At 59.4% G+C, this 1,990-nt stretch carries 2 protein-coding genes; both read left to right on the plus strand.

The window, feature by feature from the left end:
- On the plus strand, nt 1–1,319 hold a 1,319-nt coding region (locus AWB67_RS36945), incomplete at its 5' end, for an FAD/NAD(P)-dependent oxidoreductase (RefSeq protein ID WP_125477855.1).
- Nucleotides 1,320–1,407: 88 nt separating this feature from the next.
- On the plus strand, nt 1,408–1,990 hold a 583-nt coding region (locus tag AWB67_RS36950), incomplete at its 3' end, for an ABC transporter permease (RefSeq protein ID WP_143328488.1).

The following is a 1,990-nucleotide window of genomic DNA, read 5'->3' on the forward strand; positions in this document are numbered from 1 at the left end:
TCTCTGTCCTCGTCGTCGATGAACAGCCCGCACCTGGGGGGCAGATTTGGCGCGCGGTCGAAGCCGTCGCGTCGACGAGCGTCGGCGTTCAGTTAGGTGACGAATACATTGCAGGTGCCGGCCTCGTTGAATCCTTCAGGCGATGTGGCGTCGTGTACGAGCCTTCGACACAGGTTTGGCAAATCGAACCGGGTTATGCGATCTTCATGACCAAAAACGGCAGCGCAGAAATGGTCCGCGCCAAGCACGTGGTCCTTGCGTTGGGCGCGCAGGAGCGTCCGGCTCCATTTTCGGGATGGACATTGCCCGGCGTCCTCACAGTTGGCGCCGCTCAGATCCTGCTTAAGACGTCTCAACAGGTTCCGGCGCAACCTGTCTGGGTGGTCGGAAGCGGACCGGTGCCTCTTTTGTACATGTCGCAATTGCTAAGGGTCGGCGGACGCATCGCGGGGTGGCTGGACACGTCACCGCCGCACGCATGGCGACGGGCTCTGCCGTGGACCGGCGCTGTACTTGCAGCGTCGCGAGATATCAGCAAAGGCCTCCGGTGGATGCGCGAGCTAAAAAAGGCCGGCGTCAAACGAGTGCAGGGGGTGACGAACGTTCGCGCGCTAGGGGATGGCTACCTACAGGAAGTGGAATACACGCTCGCAGATGGATCGACGTCGCGCGCGCCGGCACAGGTACTCTTGTCTCATGAAGGCGTAGTCCCATCGATACATATGACTCGCGCGCTCGATTGCAAGCACAGTTGGAGCGTCCAGCAGTGCTGTCTCGTCCCTGACTTGAATGAATGGGGTGAGACAACCAAGCCTGGGGTGTACGTCGCAGGTGATGGCGCAGGTATCGGGGGAGCAAATGCCGCTTGCGTTCGAGGCGAAGTGGTGGCGCTTGGTGTAGCGCAGAGCGCCGGTGTCCTCTCGGAAGAAGCGGCGACGATCGAAGCAAGACCCTTGCGCAAAGAATTGAATCGGCTGCTGCGGCTACGTCCGATGCTTGATGCACTTTATCCTCCCCGAGCAAGCATTTTTGCTCCCCCCGACGAGACTGTCGTCTGTCGTTGTGAGGAGCTCACCGCCGGCGATGTCCGCAAAGCCGCAGCCATCGGGAAGCTAGGTCCAAATCAACTGAAAGCGTTCACTCGAGCGGGCATGGGCCCCTGCCAAGGCCGGCAATGCGGGTATACCATTGCCCACATCGTCGCAGCGGAACAGGGGCGCAGCGTAACCGAAGTGGGCTTCTATCGCATCAGACCACCGCTCAAACCGATAACGCTCGGCGAGTTGGCGTCACTTGAGTTGGAGCATAACAAGACATGAGTCCATCTATCGCGTCTTCAAGCAGAGGCCATCGACAGGATCTCAACTTGTGGCTGAGCGTGGGTGTGTCTTTTTGGGAGCGGCAACAATGATTCGCTTTGCCATTAAGCGTCTGCTGCTCGCGATCCCTACACTGCTCGCTATGCTGACCGTGGTGTTTGTGCTCGTGCGGTTGGTCCCGGGCGATCCTGCCGCGGCGATGCTCGGCGACCAGGCCAGTGCGCAAGCCCTCAGCGCGCTGCGTAAACAGATGGGTCTGGACTTGCCGATGTATGCGCAATATCTAAACTTTATGAGGGATATGCTGTCGGGAAACCTTGGTGCTTCAATGGCCAGCGGCCGGACAGTCTTGCACGAGGTTTCGCTGGTGCTTCCTTGGACGCTGCAATTAGCGCTCGCGTCCGTTGCGATCGGACTCGTCGTAGGATTACCTCTTGGCATCTGGGCGTCACTGCGCCGGAATGCTTGGCCAGATTATCTAGGCCGACTGCTGTCGCTCATAGGACTGTCCTTCCCATCGTTCGTTTCAGCGATCCTGCTGCTACTTGCGCTTGCTGTCCATCTTCGCTGGCTCCCGGTTATCACGAGCATGGAGCCGGGGATAGGCGCGCAACTGCGCAACCTTGTGCTTCCGGCCTTGAATCTGGGCCTCATTATGGCGGCTTACGTCA

Origin of the sequence: Caballeronia terrestris (genome assembly GCF_001544515.1) — a bacterium.
Lineage (GTDB): Bacteria > Pseudomonadota > Gammaproteobacteria > Burkholderiales > Burkholderiaceae > Caballeronia > Caballeronia terrestris.